The organism is Methylophilus sp. Leaf408 (assembly GCF_916856905.1).
Classification (GTDB): Bacteria; Pseudomonadota; Gammaproteobacteria; order Burkholderiales; family Methylophilaceae; genus Methylophilus.
Map to the genome: position 1 here is coordinate 1441977 of NZ_CAKASK010000001.1, position 24137 is coordinate 1466113.

General features: G+C 46.1%; 22 protein-coding genes. 9 read left to right on the top strand and 13 right to left on the bottom strand.

Translation table 11 applies throughout. The annotated features are described in order from the left end of the window. Positions 1 to 36: 36 nt before the first annotated feature. From urtA to LPA26_RS06660, 4 genes are all read right to left on the bottom strand, one after another. Positions 37 to 1275, bottom strand: a complete 1239-nt coding sequence (gene urtA, locus LPA26_RS06645; protein ID WP_229007755.1) for an urea ABC transporter substrate-binding protein — start codon at positions 1273 to 1275, stop codon at positions 37 to 39. A 141-nt stretch (positions 1276 to 1416) separates the two neighbouring features. Beyond that, on the bottom strand, positions 1417 to 1755 hold the full coding sequence (locus LPA26_RS06650; protein ID WP_055826332.1) for an FmdB family zinc ribbon protein: 339 nt from the start codon (positions 1753 to 1755) through the stop codon (positions 1417 to 1419). A gap of 53 nt (positions 1756 to 1808) precedes the next feature. Next, positions 1809 to 3032, bottom strand: coding sequence for a formamidase (fmdA, locus tag LPA26_RS06655; RefSeq protein ID WP_229007756.1), 1224 nt, complete (start codon positions 3030 to 3032; stop codon positions 1809 to 1811). Between the two features lie 40 nt (positions 3033 to 3072). Beyond that, positions 3073 to 4263, bottom strand: a complete 1191-nt coding sequence (locus LPA26_RS06660) for a porin (protein ID WP_229007757.1) — start codon at positions 4261 to 4263, stop codon at positions 3073 to 3075. A gap of 162 nt (positions 4264 to 4425) precedes the next feature. Between LPA26_RS06660 and LPA26_RS06665 the strand changes: the two genes are divergently transcribed. Further along, the gene (locus LPA26_RS06665; protein ID WP_229007758.1) at positions 4426 to 5061 is read left to right on the top strand and encodes a hypothetical protein; all 636 of its coding nucleotides are present in this window, start codon (positions 4426 to 4428) and stop codon (positions 5059 to 5061) included. A 163-nt stretch (positions 5062 to 5224) separates the two neighbouring features. On the opposite strand, the gene LPA26_RS06670 is transcribed toward LPA26_RS06665, so the two are convergent. Continuing rightward, positions 5225 to 6133 (bottom strand): hypothetical protein, encoded by a 909-nt coding sequence (locus tag LPA26_RS06670; protein WP_229007759.1) that lies wholly within the window; start codon positions 6131 to 6133, stop codon positions 5225 to 5227. Between the two features lie 40 nt (positions 6134 to 6173). Beyond that, the gene (locus tag LPA26_RS06675; RefSeq protein WP_229007760.1) at positions 6174 to 6902 is read right to left on the bottom strand and encodes a hypothetical protein; all 729 of its coding nucleotides are present in this window, start codon (positions 6900 to 6902) and stop codon (positions 6174 to 6176) included. 364 nt (positions 6903 to 7266) lie between these two features. On the opposite strand from LPA26_RS06675, the gene LPA26_RS06680 reads away from it, so the two are divergent. Next, the gene (locus LPA26_RS06680; protein WP_229007761.1) at positions 7267 to 7755 is read left to right on the top strand and encodes a hypothetical protein; all 489 of its coding nucleotides are present in this window, start codon (positions 7267 to 7269) and stop codon (positions 7753 to 7755) included. 164 nt (positions 7756 to 7919) lie between these two features. Here LPA26_RS06680 and LPA26_RS06685 read toward each other — a convergent pair whose 3' ends face one another. Beyond that, the gene (locus LPA26_RS06685) at positions 7920 to 9404 is read right to left on the bottom strand and encodes an Atrophin-1 multi-domain protein (RefSeq protein WP_200936961.1); all 1485 of its coding nucleotides are present in this window, start codon (positions 9402 to 9404) and stop codon (positions 7920 to 7922) included. A gap of 1346 nt (positions 9405 to 10750) precedes the next feature. Here LPA26_RS06685 and LPA26_RS06690 point away from each other — a divergent pair. Next, complete coding sequence (locus tag LPA26_RS06690; protein ID WP_370634334.1) at positions 10751 to 11089, top strand: DUF2171 domain-containing protein; 339 nt, start codon at positions 10751 to 10753, stop codon at positions 11087 to 11089. Positions 11090 to 11228: 139 nt separating this feature from the next. On the opposite strand, the gene LPA26_RS06695 is transcribed toward LPA26_RS06690, so the two are convergent. From LPA26_RS06695 to LPA26_RS06715, 5 genes are all read right to left on the bottom strand, one after another. Further along, on the bottom strand, positions 11229 to 11816 hold the full coding sequence (locus LPA26_RS06695; RefSeq protein ID WP_370634336.1) for a tetratricopeptide repeat protein: 588 nt from the start codon (positions 11814 to 11816) through the stop codon (positions 11229 to 11231). Positions 11817 to 11894: 78 nt separating this feature from the next. After that, complete coding sequence (locus tag LPA26_RS06700) at positions 11895 to 12686, bottom strand: SDR family oxidoreductase (RefSeq protein WP_229007763.1); 792 nt, start codon at positions 12684 to 12686, stop codon at positions 11895 to 11897. A gap of 1 nt (position 12687) precedes the next feature. Then, positions 12688 to 13353 (bottom strand): TenA family transcriptional regulator, encoded by a 666-nt coding sequence (locus LPA26_RS06705; protein ID WP_229007764.1) that lies wholly within the window; start codon positions 13351 to 13353, stop codon positions 12688 to 12690. Continuing rightward, a complete protein-coding gene (locus LPA26_RS06710) occupies positions 13350 to 14843 on the bottom strand; it encodes an AMP-binding protein (RefSeq protein WP_255659048.1) in 1494 nt (497 codons plus the stop codon). Before LPA26_RS06710 ends, LPA26_RS06705 begins: the two co-directional genes overlap by 4 nt. Positions 14844 to 14847: 4 nt before the next feature. Next, positions 14848 to 15489 carry a thermostable hemolysin gene (locus LPA26_RS06715; protein ID WP_055826347.1) on the bottom strand — a complete coding sequence of 214 codons (642 nt, stop codon included), beginning with the start codon at positions 15487 to 15489 and terminating at the stop codon, positions 14848 to 14850. A gap of 533 nt (positions 15490 to 16022) precedes the next feature. Between LPA26_RS06715 and rpoH the strand changes: the two genes are divergently transcribed. Further along, positions 16023 to 16877, top strand: coding sequence for an RNA polymerase sigma factor RpoH (gene rpoH, locus LPA26_RS06720; RefSeq protein WP_200934437.1), 855 nt, complete (start codon positions 16023 to 16025; stop codon positions 16875 to 16877). Between the two features lie 69 nt (positions 16878 to 16946). On the opposite strand, the gene LPA26_RS06725 is transcribed toward rpoH, so the two are convergent. Further along, the gene (locus LPA26_RS06725; protein WP_229007767.1) at positions 16947 to 18902 is read right to left on the bottom strand and encodes a dynamin family protein; all 1956 of its coding nucleotides are present in this window, start codon (positions 18900 to 18902) and stop codon (positions 16947 to 16949) included. A 235-nt stretch (positions 18903 to 19137) separates the two neighbouring features. Between LPA26_RS06725 and LPA26_RS06730 the strand changes: the two genes are divergently transcribed. From LPA26_RS06730 to LPA26_RS06750, 5 genes are all read left to right on the top strand, one after another. Beyond that, a complete protein-coding gene (locus LPA26_RS06730) occupies positions 19138 to 19515 on the top strand; it encodes a gamma-butyrobetaine hydroxylase-like domain-containing protein (RefSeq protein WP_229007768.1) in 378 nt (125 codons plus the stop codon). Position 19516: 1 nt separating this feature from the next. Continuing rightward, complete coding sequence (ubiE, locus tag LPA26_RS06735; protein WP_229007769.1) at positions 19517 to 20284, top strand: bifunctional demethylmenaquinone methyltransferase/2-methoxy-6-polyprenyl-1,4-benzoquinol methylase UbiE; 768 nt, start codon at positions 19517 to 19519, stop codon at positions 20282 to 20284. A gap of 4 nt (positions 20285 to 20288) precedes the next feature. Continuing rightward, positions 20289 to 20882: an SCP2 domain-containing protein gene (locus LPA26_RS06740; RefSeq protein ID WP_229007770.1), complete on the top strand. Its 594-nt coding sequence runs from the start codon at positions 20289 to 20291 to the stop codon at positions 20880 to 20882. Positions 20883 to 20884: 2 nt separating this feature from the next. Further along, positions 20885 to 22432, top strand: coding sequence for a ubiquinone biosynthesis regulatory protein kinase UbiB (ubiB, locus tag LPA26_RS06745; protein WP_229007771.1), 1548 nt, complete (start codon positions 20885 to 20887; stop codon positions 22430 to 22432). Between the two features lie 135 nt (positions 22433 to 22567). Continuing rightward, positions 22568 to 24037, top strand: a complete 1470-nt coding sequence (locus LPA26_RS06750; protein WP_229007772.1) for a sodium:solute symporter family protein — start codon at positions 22568 to 22570, stop codon at positions 24035 to 24037. The last annotated feature ends 100 nt before the right edge of the window (positions 24038 to 24137 follow it).

Below are 24137 nucleotides of genomic sequence, written 5' to 3' on the forward strand. Positions count from 1 at the left end.
ACCGGCTACCGCTCAGGCATTTAAGACCAGACTAGTTTATTGGTAGCCTTTTGGAAATGGATCAGGTTTGATGTAACCAGAGGTGTAAACCACTTTCGCCTGGCCATCTTTACCCCACTGACCAATACGCAGTTTGGTAGTCAGGTGATGGTTAGCTTCTACAGTCACAGGGCCTTCTGGTGCATCTTTAAACTCGTAGCCAGGCAATGCTGCTTGAACCTTGTCTACATCGAAGCTGCCAGCACGTTCAACCGCTGCTTTGTACAACCATGGGCCCAGGTAAGCCGCTTGCGTCACGTCGCCGATCACAGCATCTTTACCCCAGCGTTTTTTGAAGGCTTCAACAAATTTTTTGTTTGCATCGTTGTCTTGCGACTGGAAGTATTTCATGGCTGAGTAGAAGCCAGCCAGGTTCTCACCACCGATACCCAATACTTCATCTTCGGTCACGGAGATGGTCAACATGGTTTGCTTGCTTGAGTTCAGGCCAGCTGCGTTCAACTGTTTAAACCAGGCTACGTTACTGCCGCCAACAACCGCTGCATAAATCACGTCAGGTTTTTTCAGTTTGATTTTGTTGATCACAGAACCAAATTGCGTATCACCCAAAGCGATGTACTCTTCACCTACCACTTTACCGCCCAGATGTTGCTCGATGTGTTTACGGGCAATTTTCATGGAAGTACGTGGCCAGATGTAATCAGAACCGATCAGGTAGAAAGTTTTAGCTTTCTTCTCTTTAGCGATCCAGTCCAGACCTGCCAGAATTTGTTGTGTCGCTTCCTGACCTGTGTAGAACACGTTTTTAGATTGCTCTAAACCTTCGTAGAATGTTGGATAGAACAGCAAGCCGTTGTCTTTTTCAAACACTGGCAATGCAGCTTTACGTGAAGCGGATGTCCAGCAGCCCATCACAGAAGCCACTTTGTCTTTTTCCAGCAGTTTCTTCGCTTTTTCAGCAAAAGTCGGCCAGTCAGATGCGCCGTCTTCCTGCACGACTTCGATCTTGCGACCCAGGATACCGCCCATGGCGTTGATCTGCTCAATCGCCAGCTTTTCAGCCTGGATAGAACCTGTTTCACTGATCGCCATCGTGCCGGTTGCGGAGTGCAGGATACCGACTTTGACAGTTGTGTCAGTCACGGCCAGGCCGGTGGTGTTCACTTTTGCTGTTGGATAGTCTGCAGCAAATGCGTATCCGGTAACGAGACCCGCTGCCATCATGGCACCTAACATCGCGCCTTTGATAAAACCCCTTCTGTTCAAGGTACTCATTACAACTCTCCTTTAAAAATCAGTTAACTTCAAAATTAAACATTGCTCACTACATACTGTATTCAGGAACTGCTTTATTACGACGAGGGCTTTAGTCGGCTGATCAGACGAGGCCCGATGAGCTTTACTTGGTCGATCAGACTAGTGTCCGATCATCCAGGGCCTGGCCGTTTTCTTGGTTTGCATCTGCATCGCCGGTTTGCCGTTATCAGGGTTCACCTTGGTGGTGGTTTTGCAGGTATGTGAGCCTGTACAACCACAACTTGAGCGGCGACCACTGCGTGGCTCGTGGGCAGATTTCTCGTTACGTTCATGCGCAGACCGTTGTTGCTTGCCCATGATGGCCAGTTTAGGCACCGACAGGATGCGCGGACTTTCAGACCCACAGCAATCACAATCAGCTGGCAAACTGGATTCACTCATTTTGCGTAGCGCGGTAAACACGCCACAACTGTCACACTCATATTCGTAAAGAGGCATCTCGCTTTTCCTTATGCAAACTTTTAAAACGTAAACCTAAGTTTCCTTAAATCTTAAGTACTTGGCGCCACATTGATTCCAGGTGGGACTTCGATCTTCGGTCCATCAGCATTCGGACGGATATCAAATTCGAAGATTTCGGTCGGGACCCACAACGTTGCACACGCATTCGGGATATCTACAATGCCGCTGATATGACCTTCAACCGGTGCAGTACCAAGGATAGCCACCGCCTGTTCACCGCTGTAGCCGAATTTCTTCAGGTACTCAATCGCATTCAGGCAAGCCTGGCGGTAAGCCACATGTACATCCAGGTAGTGTTGTTTACCAGCTTCATCTACCGAGATACCTTCAAAAATCACATAATCACGATAAGTCGGAGTGATCGGGCTAGGCTGGAAAATCGGGTTCTTGATACCGTATTTCTTGACGCCATCCTTGATCAGGCTGACCTTGATGTCCAGGTAGCCGGCCATTTCAATCGCACCGCAGAAAGTAATTTCACCATCGCCTTGTGAGAAGTGCAGGTCACCCATAGAGAGACCACCGTCTTTCACATACACCGGGAAATATACTTTGGAGCCTTTGGTCAGGTTCTTGATGTCGCAGTTACCGCCGTGGTCACGTGGCGGAACGGTACGCGCACCTTCCGCCGCCGCTTTTTTGGCAGCATCACCTGACAAACGGCCCATTACCGCAGACTGTGGCTCGGGTGGCAGTGCCAGCGCCGGTATGCGGTCAGGGTCGGTGGCAATCAGCGCAGCTTCACGCTCATTCCAGGTTTCCAGTAACTCACGTGATGGCAGGCAACCGATCAAACCAGGATGCATGATGCCGGCATAACGCACCTTAGGTACATGGCGGGAAGTAGTGTAAACGCCGTGGAAATCCCAGATTGACTTGCTTGCCTTAGGGAAATGGTCAGTCAGGAAACCGCCGCCATTTTCCTTGGCAAACAGGCCGTTAAAGCCCCATTGCTGGTCTTCAAACGTACCCACGTCGAGGATATCCACCACCATCAGGTCGCCCGGTTCAGCACCTTCAACCCCGATAGGGCCACTCAGGTAATGCACCTGGGTCAGGTCCACATCACGGATATCGTTGGCGCTGTCGTTGTTACCGATCTGGCCGCCGGTCCAGTCCATGCACTCGACACGGAACTCGTCACCAGGCTTGACCATGGCAATCATCGGCAGGTCCGGGTGCCAACGGTTATGGATCTGACCGTCCTGCTCCCATGGCTTTTTATCCAAATCCAACTTCACTATTGTTTTCATTACACTCATCTCCTTTGTGAGAAAGGCTTATAAGGTTTGCTTAAAATTGCATCTGCAATGCAACACGGAAGAAATTGTCGCTAGAGGTTGTAGGTGTATCAGTCTTGCCATAAGTCGCTGTAATGACAGAGTTGTATGGCGCGATCACGTAGTTGGCACCGACTTCAAAGCGCTTCACATCGCCACCTGGGCGGGTATTTGTAAATGTGGCTGGTGTGGTAGCTGTGCTAAACGTGGTTGCACCATCTGCGTCAAATTTCTGGTAACGGACGATAGGCATGATCTTGCCCCAGCCGATTGGGTCATTGAACAGGTATCCCAAACCGGCAGAGTAAGCTTTACCTTGCTCGCCGAGCAAAACATTGTCTGTGTCATAGTAGTAATAAGCAGCTTCAGCAGAGAAAGTACCTGGGCCTACATCTTTTTTCTCAAGCAGGAAATCCACGCTGTAAGATGAATAATCACCCACTGTGCCTGTTGGGCTAACCACGCCATCTTTTTTCATACGGCCAGCGACACCAATAGCCAGGATGTCTTTCGCACCAAAATAATTACCTGTACCGTAGTAACCAGGCTCTGCATCCCAGAAGTCGACTTGCACACGCCCGGCGTACATCAATTTGTCTTTAGTACCATTGGCTTCAGATTGCGCACCCACACCGCTGAAACGGAAAATGTTGTCGCCTTCAAAGGCACCGAAAGAAACAGCTACGTGATCCTCCATAAAACTGGTCACCACAGCCACACCATCATCACGGCCAATCACGCCACCGTTCCAGCCGTAGCGGGAAGCGATGTTTGCCCAGTATCCACCACCCATAGAGTAGTAAGGGCCTGCCATGTTGGCACGGTCACTTGGAGACAGGAAACGACCTGCCCAGATGGACACTTCAGGGGTAACCTGAAACTGCACGTTGGCATCAATCACTTCAAAGTTACTGTTGGCAGAACCACCACCTGATTTCTCAGTGTTCAACATCCCCTTGATGTATTTATTGAATGAACCTGACAAATACAAACGTGCACTGTCCAGTGTGAAATCGTTAGACCGATCACTGCCGTTGGCAGCTGCGTCTTCAACAGAGTTGTAACTGGTGATAAAACCGAAGCCGGCACTGATATACTTGTCTTCACCAAAACTGATAGTGGCGCCCGCATTTGCCAATTGCGCACCCAAGCCACAAGCCATTGCTACAGCGGTATGCAAGGCACATTTTTTAATATTCATCATCTAAAACTCCCTTTCTCGTTAACTTCAAAACAATCACAGTCGATCAAAACTTGTGCCCAGATTAACGACAGGGAGGTGTAGGACAAATACGTCAATTTGCGTAGGATGCTAAATAGCAAACCCCGCTAGACTTCGCATAACAAATTGAGAACAGGACTCGCAATGCGTCTTTTAACTTACTTAATATTGGTAGCTTTATTGCCCGGTTGTGGCGAGGTTTCATATAAGCGCGGAGGTTCGCAACAGGATATAGACAGGGCGCACCAAGCCTGCCGTGGCAGCGGCGATCAACTGAGCGCCTGCCTGGCAGAACAAGGCTGGCAAAAACCAAAAGTTGACGCGCTGGATCCGCTGTTTGCGACCATAGAAACCCGTGACAACCACCAGGAAGTCATCAGTAAGCCGAGTCCGTTTATTGAGATCACTCCGGATAAAAAGGAAAAACCAGTCGCCCCTGCTGTTGCGAAAACACCACAGAATAGTGCTACAACTTTAACCAAGCCTACAGAGATGGCTGCACCTACCGCCGCTGCAACGACAACCAGCACGACCGCTGAAGAGAAAACAGACAAGGCCGCCAGCCACTCAACAGTAAATGACGGCCCCGATGTGGAATACGCGATTAACTCCTGGTGGAAAATGGGGGCATTTCCAGACAAGCTGAAACAGGATCAAGTCTCCTGCGAGAAGAAACTGGGGCCAGATTATTTACCCAACTACAAAACCCAGACGTTCAAACGCGCCTTTGTAGTATGTATGCATGATTTGGGATGGATGGCGATCAGGAATATTAAATAGCATGGATAGATGATTAATACTCGGTAATTCTTATGCAATGTCGCAAAAAACAGATTATTTTTTTGTATCCATTGCGAGATATTTCATGCTTGAATAGCGCAGTCAATCTGTGAGCGCAGGTTGCTAATCTTGCAGTGGCATAGTCCACTGCAAGTTAAGGTGCTTATGTTTTAAATTCTGTCATGGTCTCGCAACCATTTTCAACTGACTTCACTACTGGCGCAGAGATAAACATACCGCGTAAGTTTTTGATTAACATGCGTTCACAATCTTTGTGAATGACTTGAGCACGCTCTACTTTGTCAGATAATCCTTCTCTGTAACGCACAGTCTGGAAAGGCTTGTTTTCTGTCGACTTACCAGCCACGAAAGTTTGTAATGCAATATCGATTGACTGGGCATGGAGTTGTGATGATATACCTTTAATATTTTCTCCCTGATTACCAGTCCAAAATAATGAGGAGTCAGCGCTATTATCAGCATTAGAAATGACCCTGATCAGGCTTTTATAAGCCACTTCCGGCGTTTGGCCCGGCATGCGTATAACTATGCTGTCATTGATAATAACGGTTTTCTGATCTTGTGTAAGCATGAAGGTTGGTGCACTTTCAATGATCATCTTACGGTCAGAATAGCCTTGTGCTTTTACATGTTCTGCCGCATGTATTATCGATACCCTGTCAACCGTTCTTTGTATTAGCTCTCCATATTTAAAGTTATTAAGTGCCTCTTGATAGTTCGATAGCACTTGGTCAGCATTCAGTTGAAGCTGATTTTTCTGGTCGTTTTTAGCAGAGTTAATAATGAGCGCGTGCGTGACGATGGCGGCGACAAGTCCTGCCGCGCTGGGTGCGGGGTAAAGCATGCCTCCTTTACCCGTCCCGGCTTCGTCCAAACTATAAACGCCATGGTAAACAACCGGCCCATCGCTGGGTATCTCAAGCATCCATTGGCTATTGCTTTTAAAAGGCAATGATAATGTGGCTGTCTTACTGGCTGGTTCAGCCATTCCACTTGTATTGAAAAAGAGCGCATATATAGCCATGCTTCCCAATAATAAAATGCGTTTCATTGATCATCACCCTTTAAAAACTGATTAAGATTTGCTTACACTATTTGGTCACTGTAGGAGCAATAGTGGAAGTGATCACATTTCCCGAAAATGGGCTTAGAAACGAATCTTTACCGATTTCCATTGCTTGAAAATAGGCATTTGTCAGTCCAGGAAACGCAGTCGGCTCGTCCCAGTTTGATTCAGCACTTTTTGTGACTGAGACAGGCAAATACCAATCATAGGTATTGTCGGCTAAATTAACCATATAGCCCACGCCCTGCAAAGTGCCTTTTGGATCGCTGGTGGGGATGTATGACGCATACGTCCTGACAAAACCCAGGCTGTTGATCTCAATCACTAATAACTTATTAATATTGTATTTTTGTTTAAAAGATGAGAAATCCTTTATAGCGACTTTGTCCCCTTTAGTCCCCGAACTCTTTAAATCCTTTACATTTAAGGCTTCATCAATCACAAACACGTCGGCCCCTTTTTTCTTCAGCAACACTGCAAGCTGTTCTTTAACTGTAGGCAAAGTGTCGTATGTTAAGGTTTGAGTGTGTTTAGTGAGCGATGAGTTAGCAATTGAAGCAGCCGCTAAACATAACAAGCAGTCCGCACCTGGAAACTGTGTATCTATTTTCGGTAACGCAGTCATCGCTATTCCGATACGTTGATTGTTTGCAATCGCACTGTTTGAAAGTGCGACAGGCGTTTGCGGTGCAGTCGCACAACCGCTTATAAAAATTACTAATGCTACTGTTAAAACCGTTAGATGAGTTTTCATTAAAAATCCCTGATTAGTTTTTATAAATTATTACAGCCTAGGCTGAGTTGCTAAATTAAAAGCGCTTGCACTTTATCAAGATATGTAAAGCATGACAATAGTACTAATGTTAGGTAAATGCATCGCATAAAACTTTTGAATAGACCTTATCTGCAATAGTCCTTAAGTAAGGCTACAAAACCCTAATTTATCCATTCCAACTTACGAATCACTTTAGGATAAATTCCTATACAGCTGTCAGCGCATTCTGACGTAGCTATCAGATTTATGAGACTACTTTCCTGTTGTACAGATTTTTAAAATGCCCACCATGCATTTATTTCATGCTTAATCTAATAAGCATGTTTATCTGAGAGGAAATACCATGATTAAAAATGTAGCGATGGGTATAGTATTTTTAACAACTTCAGCGCTAGCCTATGCAGATGGCGTCGCTGTCAGTATCGGTCAACCGGGATTTTATGGTCAGATCGTTTTAGGTGACCCCTACCCGGCCCCACAAGTCGTCTATGCACAACCGGTGATTATCCAACCACCACCTGTAGCTGTTGTGCAACCCCCTATGTATTTGCGTGTCCCGCCTGGCCAGATGAAAAAATGGTCACGCTATTGTGGTCACTACGGCGCATGTGGCAGACAAGTATATTTTGTCCAGGACTCCTGGTACCAAAATGTATATGCGCCCCGCTATGTATCTTACTCACATGATCATGACGATTACAGGGGTGGCAGAGATGATCATCACCATGAGCACTATGACAAAAAAGGACGTGGCCCCAGGCATGATGATCGTGTGCCGGGAAATGGCAAAGGGCGTGGGAACGGCAATGGAAACGGTAAGGGCAGGGATTGATTTTAATTCAAAGTATTGCACGCACTTTCCGTGCAATACTTTGAAATGATAAGCTTCTTTTATGTATTTCTCTTCTTTTGCAGCAAATTGCTTACCCTTTCTTACGTTTACTTTCATCTTAATACGCTTGATAAAAGTGTCCGTTTTTTAGGGTAAGTCATGATTTACTTAACACGTAATAAAGTACCACTGACGCTTGAGCCCTGACCGACACCACTAGTCGCAAAAAGATTAAAGTTAAGAGTACCAGTCGGCCAAATGAAAGTCGTCGATTGCCCATTAGATAAATCATAGGTATCAATCCTCGTCTTCCCGCTCTGGTCGTAAATAACCAGTCTCAGTTTACCACCACCAGTAGTGACGGCAGTCAGTTTAAACTTGTCCCCAGGATTAGGTTTAGCCCATGTCACCTGGCTTACAAACCGGTTAGTTGGATTCGACTGCACAATAGGTGATTTTGTTGGGCCAAATTCCACCGCTTGTTTCCACGTATTAAATTGCCCGACGCTAGGGTCATTCTTGTACCAACCATTTCCTCTTTTAACACCCCATGGCCCACGCATAGATAAAATATTTAAATTTTTCTCTGGCGTAAATGGGGCTCCATTTGCATCCACCCAATACTTGGCAGCGGTGACTCTACGCAAAGACTGGCGAATTAAGTGCAACTCGTTACCGGCTCTGGAATTCCATCCATTTTTATGTACATTAAGCCCAGAGCCTATTTCAGCATAGATCACAAAAGGCGTGCCGTGATTAAGATCAACCACATAGGCACCATACACTTTTAATGTTTTCACAATTTTAATCAGTTCAGGCGTCTTAATCTTGGAAACATCAAAATCTGAGGGCAGCATGAGTAATGTACCTTCAGGGATCTGACCAGTATTTTTTGCACTTAAAGTGTCAGCTGATGTTGCAGGATAAACATATCCTGGTCCCATGCCAGTCTTATCAAGAGACATGGCTAGCGCATGAGGATAGATAGCATCGTTACTTAGAAACTCCTGTTTCCGGATGATACCTGGGCAGGCGCCTATCGCGACAGCCCTTGCACCTTGGTAATAATGTGCCGGATCAGCCCAGCCATCACCTTTCATTGACGACCATGCGTATAAGTAGGCCGTCCAGGCACCATTCACTTTTTTCAGCTGCCAAAAAGAATGTATCACGCCGGTTGAAACATCATAGATATCAGCATGACCATCGCCACTTGCAGAAGGCTCCAAGTCAGCGGGCCAATGCGGGACAACGACTTGAGGCAGATTTGTTTCGGAATCAGCATCATATATACCCTGTCGACCTGGAGTGGGTTTAACCGTCACAGCCCCACTTTTATCGTCAGCATAAAAACATCCTGACGAATATTTACCTGATTCAATTAAAGGATAATATATTGAAGGTGGGATCACATAATTAGAAAAAGTCGGGGAAATAGGCCTGCTATTCCAAAGAGAGTTTTTAGCAAAGGGCTTTGCATAATATTCAGCAAGCCGTAATTGACTACTGCTCGAATTAGTATTGTTACTTAATTGGGCTGCCGCAACATTTGGATCAACTGCACCAACAGCACTTATGGCTGTTAATAGGGACACTGAGGCTAGGCAATTCCGGATAATAAAAGACACGTTTGTGTATGCTTTCATCATTTACTCCTATAAGGAAAGGTTATGATTAAATGATCAGCATTCGTAAATCCAACGTAACCCATGCAAACTTGGGTGGCATTTATGAGTAGTTATACTGATGAACAAGCACAACATTCATGATATGCACTTTACATTTTTTACTGCACTGACATTCCAAGCAGTCGCTATACGGATTGTTTCCACGAGGTGACTGCCAACGACTAAAACGCTTTCCAATAACACTTCTAACTCATCTGCATCAAAAACCTAAAGGCTTTTGTTTTTTTCGATATGAGTATAATTACTGACAGTCAAAAAATAATTGCCAGTTTATTATCTCAATTTGTACTGTTAGCAAACCCATAACACTAAAGTTTAACGGTTTAGATAACATTCTTTCTTTTAAGTCGATCCACATTTTTAATCTAGACAGTGTCCGATTATTCGATATTTAAAGTGCTTTTACACTGCATTGCTGTTTTGATGATTACCCTTCTTGCAAATCAAGAATAGCCAAAATTTGTCACAAAATTTACAAGCTATTGTATAAAGTGACCAGGATGGGAAGTTGTTTAAACATCTCGGATTAAATTGCTAATGAATTTAGCTTCAATATCGATTTACAAGACTTATTAGCAAAAGATATACCACTTATGTAACTGGTCACTCAAAGTCTCCTGCAACTATGCTCCCAGTTTTTAAACCAAAAGTTTGTAAAGTCCATGTATATAACTGGATAAGTAAAATTACTTAAAATGAATTAATGGATTTGTGTGTCGCAAACTACTGCATTGGCCCTGCTTTTTAGCATTTTCCTCGCATTTTGCGCCAGCTTATCTATTGCAAACCATTGAAATATAAAGAGGAACTTTCAAGCCCTCGCAATATCTCACGAATCTTAAGTGATTCTGGGATTCAATGTATTTGCAGCGGAAACAGAAGAGGAGACAGTATTCGTGACCTCTCCGCACAACAGTTATTATCAATCTCCCCTGCAGCCGTCTCATCAAATTACTACCACTTGCAAATCTCTGGGATCAACTAGGTGTGCGAACGGGCTTTCATCAAGCATGGGATTATCATGTTCGGTGAGGCACCAGCCAGCAGGTTTGGGATGCCCTACTGACTCTCATTGCGAAAACCCGGGCAGATGAGCTGATGAACACGCATATTTTCAACCATGAGTCGCGCTTGAGATCCTTTGAAATCACTGCCGGCGTTTACAACATGCTAGTAATTGTAGCCTTGGGGGTTTTTAATAGCTTTCCGTAATTCTTACAGCGCAATCAGCCATCTCCTGATAAGCTTTTTCAAACCGTCTATTTATCATCGAATTTTCAAATGAAGAAGAACATCAAGGAGATGAAATGACGAACACTTCCCCAAAAAACTTTGTAGAAGAAATCATTGATAACGCGCTTACCCCTGACGCTGACACGGGCAATCAAAACGCACTTTCACAGGAAAACAACATGAATATCAACCAGATCCTTCCGGAAATGCCGGTGGTCTGTTCGCAAGGTGGTCAGTTTGCAACAGTGGATCACCTTGAAGGCACTGACTGCATCAAGTTGAATAAAGATAGCAACGGCCAGCATCACTATATTCCGACCAGTTGGGTAACCAGTACTGAAAATGGCAAAGTTGTCGTTGATCGCCCTGGCGATGAAGCAATGAAAAGTTGGTCGCTAACACCAATTCATTGATGCATTCTCTACTATTCAATGAGTATTATTTTAAACAGACTCAAGGTTAACTCCTTGAGTCTGTTTGATTATTAAGCGTCGATATCTTGCTGAAATTTTATTATCCATTCGATAAAACAATTAGGCTGGTCACTTTAAGTCAGACTTTACTCTTGGCTAACTTCAACCCTGCTTCAACTTCAGCTCTACGGCCGGCATCAGCATCTTCGCGTCCAATCCTTGGTGAGGCAACTAATGCTTTTTCATAGTACGGAATGGCTTGCTTATATTCACCTTGTTCACTCAGAAAATCCGCATAAAAAAAGTTGGGATCTATGCCTGCTGGATTTATTTGCAATGCCTTTTCAAGATAAGCTTTAGCTTTTTTCTTGTCGCCGAATCCGATTGGCCAACCTGGTACCTTGTAATATAGTGAACCTAAACTGGTATACGCTGATCCTTGGAGCGCATTTGGATTAGACTTTTCGGCTGCAAGCAGCAAGTCACGTGCCTTTTCGGCAAGTTTAAGTGCCCCAAGGCCACCTTTCGCTTTAGCATAACCAGCATTGGCAATGCCTTCCCAGATCAGGGCTTCCGGGGCATTAGCATTTCTCTCAGTGATCAGGTGCGCTTCTTCGGACAGATTTTTGAACGCAGACTCCTGTGCATCTTTAGGGGTACTGTAATTAGCCTTCGCCCATTCGTGCTGCAAACTGGCAATACTTCCATCAAGTTTTTCATCAGCCATGACTAAGCCGGAAAATAAACTGAGTAAGAGAACAGAAATACCTAACCGATAATGTTTCATGAGAATGCTCCTTCGAAGTTATAAAAAATGACGTGCAATGGCTGTATCTTTTTTAATACCACTGCTGACTAATTTTGGACACACGCCATTTAGCCAGGCAAAGAATGACTGTGGCTGCCCTATAAACACTTCTTGTTGATTTTTTTCAAGGCCGCGAACAATACGGTTGGCAACCACTACCGGCTCATCCATTTCACTGTTAGTCTTTTGCCACATGGCAACAGTATTGGCATCGTTCATCGCCGTGTTAATCCCTCTGGGTGCAATATAAGTGACGCCAATATTGGTACCTAATAGCTCACGGCGTAAGGATTGAGAAAATCCATGAATAGCGAACTTGCTGGCGCAGTAGGTTGCAAAATGAGGAAAACCCAACGAGCCAAATATTGAGCCGACAAATACTAAATGGCCAGTACCCCTCAGCAGGAATTCTGCAAGAATGGCGTTAGAAAGCTGAATCGGTATGGTTACATTTGTTTCTATCATTTGCTCGATGCGCTCTGGAGTCTGCTGTTCAAATTTAATGAAATCCATGACACCTGCGTTATTGATTAAAATATCGACCCCGCCCATATATCGCCTGGCAGCTTTTGAAACGTAAGAAATTGCTCCCGTTTCACTGAGATCAATCCCAATAGTGTGCGCACTTTTGCCAATCTGAAATAACGAATTTTTCAGTTGTAGCAATTTGGCCTCATCCCGGCCAACCAAGGTGAGCTCAGCGCCTTTCCTGGCAAGTGCGATTGCAAGTTCTTGGCCTAACCCGCCTGTTGCACCAGTCAGGAGAATTCGTTTTTCTTTGAGGTCCATATCAAGCCTTCCCAATGAACTGCTCACCCAAATCCCGAAAGATATCGGCATACAATTTGTAAAATACCTTTGCAGCATGCACCAATAATTGCTGATCTTCCTCATCAGAGATTTTGTTAACAATCTCCTCATAGAATTGCGTGTGCTCGACATCAAGAGCGCCATGAGAAGCCAGATAACTAAAGCAGTTGGCTGGTAGATTCAGGCTTTGAGAAATTGCTTTTGCTGCATGGCTCGCCACTGCTGTACTCGTCCCTTCAAGTACTAATACCATGCCAAAAAAGCCGATTGGATTGACACGGTTAACCATATCATATGCATATGAAACCATCAGTTCTGTGGCTAAACCTGGCTTGCCATGACGTACTTTTTCTTTATCAAATTCGCAGGCTTCAATATCGTTTAGCACCCATTCCTGGTGACCCATTTCTTCTTCGATGTATTCACCAGTCGCCACCCGTAACCACTCATATCGCTCCTCTAAACGCCCGCCTGTAGACATAAGCAATGGAATAGTATGTTTAACATGGTGGTAAGCCTGTGTGAGGAATGCCACATAGGCTTCCAGGCTCAATGTACCTGCAGCACCACGCGTTATTAGCGGTAGACTTAGAAGTGCTTTTCTGTCCGGTTCTGTTGCTTGCAAAAGCTGTTCGTAAAAGGTCATGCCAATTCCTTGTATAAATGATGAATAGCTGCCTGGTGTACTTGATAAATTGCCTGTCGTTTCAGTCTACCATTCAGGGTTAACTGTTGATTGGCACTCCTAAATGGGCTGACCGGCACCCAATGTTTGATACGGGCGTAATCTGGCAACTGTTGATTAATTTCCGCGATTGATTCGGAAATCAATTTCTCGGATATGCCTGGTTTACATACGACAAGTGCAATATTCCATGGCTGCGCTTCTCCATAAACACACGCTTGAGTAATGTATGGAGAATTCAATAATGCGCATTCAAGCCATTCGGGTGAAACGTTTCGACCAAACGATGTGATGAACATGTTTTTCTTACGACCTTTGATATATACATATCCCTGCGCATCCAGAGCACCTATGTCACCAGTGGCTAACCACTCATGGCGAGCAACTTCCGCTTGTCCGGTATACCCTAGGAAATGCGTACCTTTCACCAATATCTCACCATCATCGGCAAGCTTGATTTCCAGATGTTGCAAAGGTTTACCAACACTGCCGACTTGATTTTCGGACATGGTATTTAAAGCAACCACTGAGGCACATTCAGATAGCCCATAACCCTGAAAGACTGGCACTCCAAGCTTATTGGCTCTGGACAGCAATTGGCTCGCCACAGCTGCACCACCCACTGCAAGAAAGCGCAAATTGGGCAGAGGCAAGGCCCCGGACTCAATCACACTGACCAGTGCATTGAGTAGCTCTGGAATGAAAATAGCGGTGTTGGCTTGCGTGTCCGATAGTGCATAATGCAATTGCTGAGCATCCAATTGACTGCCATTTAATCCCACTTCCTGGCTGGAGAGTAAATGCACCTTTGCGCCTGCAAGCAGGGCTGCATAAACACCCGCTACATTCTCCAAAAGTGTAGCTAGTGGCAATACGCATAAATGATTCGCTTCACCAGTGATCCCAGTTGCGTGAATCACAGACCCGGCTACATTCAACATGCTTTCTACACTTAAGCACACGCCCTTCGGGGTTCCCGTGGTGCCAGAGGTATAGGTAATTTTTACAGTTCCTTTTGGTAAACGCTTTGGAGGAACACTTAACTCGATTTGCATGACGCGTTTACCTGCAATCAGCAAGGTCATTTTTCTCTTGATTAAGCTTGCAAAAATCCTGCTGAATCGTTCAGGCTGGTCTGTAATCAATGTCCCGACACCGGCATCCAAAACCGCATGGAAGATTTGCGTGTCAGTGAAGAAAAATGGAAGAGACACTGACGGAATTTCACAACCTAATACAGCGATGTCCAATACAACCCATGCCGGATGATTGGAAATTGCAAAAGCAATCGGCTGACAACTACTATCCAGCGCTAACTCGCGTCTCAGTTGATCAACTTCGAGCTGCAAATGCGCATAGGTAAGTGCTGTGCTGCTACCCTGCAATGCAACTGAGTGAGGGCTTAGTAAGGCATGTTTCGCTAAAGCTTGTTCAAAAGTAGCGTATTGCATTTTCTTACCTCACAGGCTGACGAACAACCACGACTTGTGGCTGGTTATCGTAGTAACGCCCCCAGTTGGCTAATTCACCAGGGGGTAAGCGCATGGGGTCCACTGGTGATAAAGGCAGTACATCGACGCCACCTTTAATCAATCCATTTTGTAATGTGTGATGAGCAGTCGCCACACAATACTGCACCCCTGCATTAATGCTATGTTGAATTACATGTGAGATAAGGATGCCGGCGTTTCTAGGATTGGCAACAGCAAGATTGCCGATCTCCGTGATATCTGAACGTTGAATTTTGCAATTGAGGTTTTGCGATATAACGTTTTCAATAGGTTCATCCAGATACTGTTCCAGGAATAAAGATGAATCGCTTGCATCGCGCATTCCAAACGCTGCCATCAATTGATGATTCTGATCTCGTAAAGCGATCAGTTTAGGCATGAAATTTTTTACATGCGCGCCGTATGCAAAATCGAAAACTGCTGCAATGAAGTTTTCGACCTCGATTCGATCCGAATGAGTTGCATTTATTTCAAACGCGTTAATCTCTTGCAGGGTATATCTTTTGGGTTTTGCAAAGACGCGTAAATCATAGGCTCTTTCAGCATAAAAGGCCTGAGGAAACACTGGGATCGATGCGCTGAACATATAGGCTTTCCGTAAGAATACGATCCTAACTGAGCAAGCGACATGCCAATAAAAAAATTACTTTAAAATCATTAAGTTAAGGAAATTAAAATGATAATTCATGCAATAAATGCATAGCTGCGAAAGAAAAGCCCTGCAAACTTTGCAGACAATTTATCTCCTAAACTCGCGAATTAATTCTTACTTAGATTGAGGGTCGATAACTTCTCTAATCGCATGTATATCCATTCTAGATAAATAAATTGGAACACCATGTTTTTGCATCTATAGAAAATTTAGATATTTTTTACCGGGCTCATATTTTTAAATTTAACTTTTCTTTCCAACTACTCTCTAAATGACGCTAAGCCGCGCATTATCGATTGCTCAGTATCAATGAAAATGGGCACATTACCTGTCTTAGATTAAATGCTATGGCAACCACCAACTTGCAAATCATCACAATTTGCCTGAACTTTTCTATCAGGCTAGCACTCTCACTCTTTGAGTGCTAAAATTAGTTTAAACCTCTTTATCAAACAAGGAGCTTTACCATTAACGCTTTAACTATACCTGTCGTTTCCTCAGCGGACAGCTTGGATAAATACCTGCAAACCATCAAGCAGTTTCCAATACTCACGCCTGAAGAAGAATACAGCTATGCCAAACGCTTGAAAGAAACCGGCGACCTTGAGTCTGCACGTGGGCTGATTGTTTCGCATCTTCGCCTGGTTGCCAGTATTGCGCGTGGTTACAGCGGTTATGGCTTACCGCAAGCTGACCTGATTCAGGAAGGTAACATTGGCTTGATGAAAGCAGTCAAACGCTTTGACCCTGAGCGCGGCGTGCGCCTGGTGTCTTTTGCCATGCACTGGATTAAAGCTGAAATTCATGAATACATTGTGCGCAACTGGCGCTTGGTGAAAACCGCGACCACTAAAGCACAACGTAAGCTATTCTTTAATCTGCGTAGCATGAAGCAAGGCTTTGAAACATTAAGCCCGGATGATGTAAATCGTATCGCTACCGAACTGAATGTAAAACCTGAAGAAGTCGTTGAAATGGAATATCGCCTGAATGGTCAGGAGATTCCACTGGACGCTCAGGTAGATGATGATGGTGAAGAAGCATACAGTCCGATTGCTTACTTGCAGGATGAAGGTCCTGAGCCGTCAGCTTTGCTTGAGACATTGCAAACAGAGCATATGCAGACTGAAGGCTTAAGTAATGCCATGCAACAGCTGGATGAGCGTAGCCGCCGTGTGTTGCAGGCGCGCTGGTTGACTGAGGGCGATGTATCTACCCTGCACGAACTGGCAGCTGAGTTCAATGTGTCTGCGGAACGTATCCGCCAGATTGAGCAAAAGGCGATGCAGAAAATCAAGACTTACATGCTGGAAAGCAAATAATAAAAACGGGTGCTTAGGCACCCGTTTTTATTTGTGTTATTCAACTATTATCAATCTCCAACTAATAATCTAAGCCGCCTGCACAATCACATCTTCGTGTTGCAGGGTATGTAAGGCTTTGCCATTTAGTTGCTCCAAGTCGGCAAGTTGCTGCCTGATGGTCAGTTCGACCTGCTCCAGGTCTGCAATACGCTCTTCCAATGTATCAGTCGCCTGGTAAATACGTTTAATACTTTCCACGCGGCGTTTCAATTGCACATGATGCTCACGCATCTGGCTTTCCATAGGCGCAATCACGGCTTTCAGCCAGCTTTCAGCGTCACGGTTGGCTGCTTCATACTCAAGAATCACATGACTGGCCAATGTTTCAAAAAACTTGCTGGTTAAGGTGAATTTTTCATGCGCAATCATATTGAATGTCGTATTGAACTGATCGCGATATATGGTTTCAAGCTTATTAAGCGCTTTGAGGTAGCGCGAAGTTGAAAATGGGGGTGGGCTTTTCTGCAACAGGCCGTGTTCTTTCGAGAATTTTTCGTACATGGCTTCCATCATTTTTTTGATTTCGAGCACATGAATGTCCGCTTCCATCATGCGGCGCTTCAAATCACTGAAAAAATCATCCATGGCCTGGCGCATGGTTTTCGTGAATGACGCTTTCATCATATTGTCGCGTGTTTCGCGCACTTTGTTTTTGAGTGCCGGCATGCCCAGGTGATGGAACAACTGGTTGGATTGCACCGAAAATACGCTACGTAGCGCTTGATAACGCTGCAAACCAATTTCAAAATTGACTTTATCCTGCTTGACCTTACGCATCATTTGCGCAATCACATCTTCGTTTTTGCCTTGCAGGCATCTGAGCTCATCGGTTTGATCGATAACGCTTTGCAAGCGCGTTTCCAAAATGCTGCGGGTTTGCAGCATCATATCTTCGAGTTCGCTATGTATGCTTTCACGCACAATTTCCTGCTTGGCAGGAATCAATTCATCAGAAAGATTTTTTTCCAGCTGTAACAAACGGCTTTTTGCCAGTAACTGATGATCTCCAGTCACTTTTGCCAGCAGGCCTTTCTGAGCGGAAGTTGGTAAAATCTGCTCACGAGAAAGGCCCAGGAGTTCGGCAGTTGTTTGCAACTGGCGAGACAGTTCGGCTTGTATTTCATCGTCAGTTTTTAGCGGATCCCACAGGCCATCTATCTTGTTGAGCACAGCCATGCGCCCTTTTTGCTTCCAGCGTGCACCACTGATGTAACGGCGCCATACTTCCATTTCGGACTTGGTGACGCCAGTATCGGCACCCAGTATAAACAGTACTGCATGCGCATTTGGCAGCATGCTCATGGTTAATTCCGGCTCGGCACCAATCGCGTTTAACCCTGGCGTATCCAGAATGACTAAACCTTGTTTGAGTAAGGCGTGCGGAAAATTAATCACTGCATAGCGCCAGCACGGGATTTCCATCAAGCCATCCTGGCCAATAAGCATTAAGTCATCGGGATGATCAGGATGGTATAAACCCAATGCTTGCGCTTCTTCACGCGTGACACGCCGGGTGCGGCTGACCTCTTTAAAGGCTTCAACCATGCTCTCGCGGGAATGGGCGTCGAATTCAATCACCGACCATGCCTGCGGCATGCGTCTGTATTCGCTGATGGATATTTGATTGGCGCCGCTCTCGATCGGCAATAATGACAGGCTGACTGGCTTGCCCAGATCATAACGAAGTTCGGTAGGACACATCGTGGTGCGGCCTGCACCGGAAGGTAATAAGCGATGACCATAATCTGAAAAGAAAATAGCGTTGATCAGTTCGGACTTGCCACGGGAAAACTCTGCCACAAATGCGACCGTCAGTTTATCTTCCCGCAAACGGTTAAGCTGCTGCTGAATACGTTCTTCAAGTTGCACATCGCTGAGTTGTTTATCAGCCAACCAGCGCCGATACTCCCCCAATACATCAGCAATCGTCTCACGCCAGCGCGTATACAAATCAAATTGTTGTGCCAGTCTGTTATTTTCCATAGGACCTGCTTATATAGTTATCCGGTAACCTACTTAGGATTGCCTGTTTTTTCATTAATCTATCATGATTTCGTAAAAGTTCAAATAAATCATGAAGGTATAGCCATTAATTCATAAATAAAATGAATTATCAACCATAAGATTAGACATATACGCACTTATGCGTAGGTGGTTGTCATCTGCTATCATTCACATAAGCTATATAACGGTCCAAAGTACGACATTCTTCAATGCCATGAGCGGTCTTCAAGCAAAAACTCCAACCCCTACCCTGATCCAGTTACATCAGGGATCGCGCTTGCTGGAAATTCATTTCGATAACCATACCGAATGTATGCTCTCATGCGAGTTTTTGCGTGTGTATTCGCCTTCGGCAGAAGTGCGCGGTCATGGTGCCGGGCAGGAAGTCCTGCAAACAGGTAAAGAACTTGTGAACATCAGCGGAATCGAACCGGTGGGCCGATATGCTATTAAACTGATTTTTGACGATGGTCATGATACCGGCCTGTATTCATGGGATTATCTGTACTACCTGGCCCAACACTATGAAAGCCTGTGGCAGGACTACATCACCAAGCTGACCATGGCAGGCCACACCCGTAAGGAAACCTAATATGCAAGACAACACTGAGCAGGATAAAACGACCCACTTTGGCTTTGAAACGGTCGCCGAGCAAGACAAGCAAAAGAAAGTCGGCGAGGTTTTCCATTCTGTGGCGCAAAAATACAACATCATGAATGATGTGATGTCGGCTGGATTGCACCGCTTATGGAAGCGCTTTGCAGTGGATGTCAGCGGCGTTGGCCAGGGTGACAAGGTGCTGGATATTGCTGGTGGCAGTGGCGACTTATCCAGCCTGTTTGCTAAAAAAGTAGGTACACAAGCAGCACATAACCCCGGTCAGGTAATTTTGACCGATATTAATGCCTCCATGCTGAGTGTGGGCCGTGACCGCATGATAGATGCAGGGTTGAATATTCCGGCTGCCCAATGCAATGCCGAAATACTGCCATTTGCAGATGAAACATTTAACTGTGTGATCGTGGCATTCGGCTTGCGCAATATGACACATAAAGATAATGCACTGAGTGAAATGCAACGTGTACTGAAACCGGGTGGCCGCCTGCTGGTACTTGAGTTCTCCAAAGTATGGCAACCGCTGGAAAAATTATACGATACCTATTCTTTCAAACTGCTGCCCAAACTTGGTAAATGGATTGCCAGTGATGAACCCAGTTACCGTTACCTGGCTGAAAGCATCCGCATGCACCCGGACCAGGAGACACTGAAACAGATGATGCATGACGCCGGTTTTGCCAAAGTGGATTATTACAACCTGACAGCAGGCGTTGTTGCCTTGCACAAAGGCATTAAACTTTAATTCTATGTTTAAACCATTGATTCAATTTGTGCTGCAACACCTGATGCAGCAAAACAGCTGGACTGCACCCCTGCTTCAGCCATATGCCAACCAGACCATCTGTATGGATTTCAAGGTGGCCCGGGTCGCCCTTACCATCCTGCAAAATGGTGAACTGGCCGTCGCTGCCGATTCGGCGACGGCGGACGCCACGATTCATTTACCCCCTAGCCTGGCTATGCGTTTGTTACGCAAAGACCCGCTCGCCTCCAGCTTGATTAAAATTGATGGTGATGTCGCTTTGGGTATTGAAATCGGCAAAATATTCTCTGCTATCCGTTGGGATGTAGAAGAGGACTTGAGCAAAATTGTCGGTGACGTCGCCGCCTACCAGGTAGTGCAACTGGGCCAGGAAAAATTCAAGCAACTGCAAGCCAATGCCAAAAATCTCGGGGAAATGCTGGTGGAATACTGGCAGGAAGAGCAACCCTTGATTGCCAAGAAATCCAGTATTGAACGCTTCAATCAGTCAGTAGACCAGCTGCGCGAAGATACTGACCGTCTGCAGTCGCGCGTCGACAGATTGCTGGCGGCCGCGCCCTCGAGAGAAAGCCGATAAACATGCACTGGTTTCGCCTCTTCCATATTATCGGCATTTTTATCTGGTATCGACTGGACATCTTTTTTGTACGCGAAGAGAAATCCAATACATTACCGCGCCTGCTTAACCTGCTGTTTTTCTGGCGCCAGGCACCCCATCAGCGCGCGATCAGGTTACGGCTGGCACTGGAAAGACTAGGGCCGATTTTTGTTAAGTTCGGCCAGATGCTGTCTACCCGCCGCGACCTGTTACCGCCTGATGTGGCCGATGAACTGACCAAACTGCAAGACCGGGTACCACCATTTGCATTCAGCATGGTAGAAACCATCCTGATGGAAGCTTTTAATGCACCACTTCAGAGTACTTATGCCGATTTCGACCCGGTGCCGGTCGCTAGCGCCTCTGTCGCGCAAGTGCATTTCGCCACCCTGCACAGTGGTGAACAGGTAGCAGTTAAAGTATTGCGCCCAGGTATTGCTGCGATTATCCATCGTGATATTGCGCTATTACGCACGCTGGCATGGTGGGTCAAAAAACTGTCAAATGAAGGCCGCCGCCTGAAGCCGGATGAAATGGTGGATGAATTTGCCCGCCATACAGAGCATGAACTAGACCTGACGCTTGAAGCTGCGCAATGCTCACAGCTGGGCCGCAACTTCAGTGACAAGCGCCTGCTAGTACCCGTTGTTTACTGGGACTATTCGCGCAAACAAGTCATGACCATGCAGCGCATGTTTGGCACACCTGTGCGTGATACCTACACATTAAAAGAAGCAGGAATCAACCTTACCCAACTCGCACACGAAGGTGTTGAAATATTCTTCACCCAAGTGTTTCGTGATGGCTTCTTCCACGCGGATATGCACCCCGGTAATATCCAGGTTGTGACCAAAGGCCCGGATAAGGGAAAATTTATTGCCCTGGATTTCGGGATTATGGGCAGCTTGTCCCCTACAGACCAATATTACCTGGCGCGGAATTTTCTGGCATTTTTCAACCGTGATTACCGCGATGTCGCGGTAGCGCATATTGAATCTGGCTGGGTGCCAGCGGATACCAACGTTGAAGCGCTGGAAACGGCGATCCGTGCCATCTGTGAGCCGATTTTTGAGAAACCGCTTAAGGATATTTCGTTTGGCCGTACCCTGCTCAGCCTGTTCCAGATGTCGCGCCGTTTTGGCGTCAACATTCAACCGCAGCTGATTATGCTGCAAAAAACCCTGCTCAACATTGAAGGCATGGGGCGTGAACTCGATCCCAATATCGACTTATGGCATAGCGCCAAACCATTCCTCAAACGCTGGATGAGCGAACAGATAGGCTGGCGCAGGTTAATCAAATCCGCCAAGCATGAATTACCTTACATGCTGGCACACGCGGCTGAAATTCCAAGGTTATTTGAGCAATATTTACGCAACCAGAGTGAGTTTGCCAAACAGCAAAGCCATATTGATGCCATGCTGGCAACGCAACACAAACAAGCGATCTGGCAGAAATGGTTTATCAGCGCCATTGGCGTACTGGTATTGTTACAACTCGCCAGTTTGTTCTTGTTATTCACAAATTAAGTTGCAACACGCACGCACAAGTAAAAAAGCCTGGGTTTCAGGCTTTTTTACTTTTCCAGACAAAACAAACCCTATCCTTAAACAGGTTTTGTTTTAAAATCTGCCTTTTGCAACGGCCTTAAAAGGATAGTGATAGTGCTGCTCTGGTTTGTGATAGCGTATTTGCTGGTCTCCATTGCAATCGGCCTGTTTGCAGCCAGAAATGTTCACAGCACCAAGGACTATGCGGTCGCTGGCCGCCATTTACCGCTACCCGTCGTCATGGCGACGGTATTTGCCACCTGGTTTGGCGCCGAAGCTGTGTTTGGCGTTTCCGCGACCTTCGTACGCGAGGGCCTGACCGGCGTGGCGGCAGACCCGTTTGGCTCCAGTATGTGCCTGATCATTGCCGGTATCTTCTTTTCCAGCCGCCTGTATAAACTCAATATCCTGACCCTAGGCGACTTTTATCGCATGCGTTATAACCGCACGGTAGAAATCCTCACAACTATTGCCATCGTCGTCTCCTACATGGGCTGGGTCGCGGCACAAATCAAAGCACTGGGACTGATTTTCAACCTGATCAGCGATGGCCATATTCCGGAACAGACCGGCATGATTCTAGGCACCGCAATTGTCCTCACTTACACGACATTAGGCGGCATGCTATCTGTCGCTATCCTGGACTTTGTGCAGATGATTGTAGTGATAGGCGGGCTGCTTTACATCGCCAGCATTGTTTCCGGCCAGACGGGTGGCGTGGGTCCGGTGATTGAGCATGCACGCAATGCCGGAAAACTGCATTTTTTCCCGCAATCCACCAACTGGAGCGTCTGGCTGACTTTCCTGGGCGGCTGGCTCACCATGATGCTGGGCTCGATTCCACAGCAAGATGTTTTCCAGCGTATCACCTCGGCAAAAACGGCCAATATTGCGCTATGGGGTTCTTTCCTGGGTGCCAGCATTTATTTCTGCTTTACGTTCGTGCCCATGTTCATTGCCTATGCGGCAACGTTGATAGACCCTGCAACCTTTGGTGCGCTAGTTGAATCGGACTCTCAGCGTGTGTTGCCAACCTTGGTGCTAACGCATACGCCATTAGTGGCCCAGGCAATCTTCTTTGGCGCAGTGCTGTCCGCCATTATGAGTTGCTCTTCTGCGACCTTGCTGGCGCCTTCTGTCACTTTTGCCGAAAATGTCATTAAAGGATTTGTCCCCACCATGACCGACCATGCATTCCTGCGCGTCATGCGCCTGTGCCTGGTCGGCTTTGCCGGTATGGTGCTGTTTTATGCGCTGAATTCCGAGCTCTCTATTTTCGGCATGGTAGAAAGTGCTTATAAAATCACCTTGGCTGGCGCATTTGTGCCACTGTTTTTTGGGGCATTCTGGAAACGTGCAAGCAGCCAGGGTGCGCTCGCTGCGATTATTTTTGGTATCGGCAGCTGGATACTGGTAGAAGTCATGATCGGTGACGAAAGCGTGATTCCGGCACAATTATTGGGATTGGTCATTAGTGCGATAGCGATGGTGGCAGGCTCGCTGCTACCACAAAAATTTGGCGGCTCACCGCAACCGCCGCATGGTTACCTGCACGAACATGCTTCGCGCAGGCATACAGAATAAACCTTCACAGGTAACGCTTAAAACTGTATTGATATAAAATGATCGGATCCGGAACGGTATATTATGGAACTGCAGTTTAAAGCCACGACTGTTCCCGCAA